The organism is Candidatus Cryosericum septentrionale (genome assembly GCF_003570995.1).
GTDB lineage: Bacteria > Caldisericota > Caldisericia > Cryosericales > Cryosericaceae > Cryosericum > Cryosericum septentrionale.
Genome location: NZ_QXIY01000008.1, coordinates 75,339 through 75,818 on the forward strand (window position 1 = coordinate 75,339; position 480 = coordinate 75,818).

Here is a 480-nt window from a genome sequence, read left to right on the forward strand (position 1 = left end):
TGTCTCCTGTCTTGCCATCAACCCCCGTACGCCCACCACTCTGTATGCCGGTACCTATGTTGGCGTCTACCGCTCCGTGGATAGTGGAGACCACTGGACAGTGACAAATACCGGTCTGACCGGCATAAGGGTTACATCTCTTGCCATCAACCCCAAGGCTCCTACCACCCTGTATGCCGGTACCGACAGTGGTGAAGGACCAGCCGCTGTCGGCAGTGGTGGTGTCTTCCGCTCAACGAACAGTGGTGCCACGTGGACAGCTGCGAACACTGGACTCATGACTCAACGTGTCTTCTCTCTCGTCATCAACCCTCTCACCCCCACTACCCTGTATGCCGTCACCGGTAGCAGCGTCTTCCGCTCCACGGATAGCGGCGCCACCTGGACGGCGGTGAACACTGGCCTTACCAATACGAATGTCTGGTCTCTTGCCATCAACCCCAAGACCCCCGCCACCCTGTATGCCGGTACCTATGTTGG

At 58.3% G+C, this 480-nt stretch carries 1 protein-coding gene; it reads left to right on the forward strand.

Features of this window, described 5'->3' with window-relative positions; all coding sequences use genetic code 11:
• Positions 1–480 (forward strand): WD40/YVTN/BNR-like repeat-containing protein (locus tag SMC1_RS10460; RefSeq protein ID WP_413814598.1); only part of this gene is annotated, 480 nt, incomplete at both ends.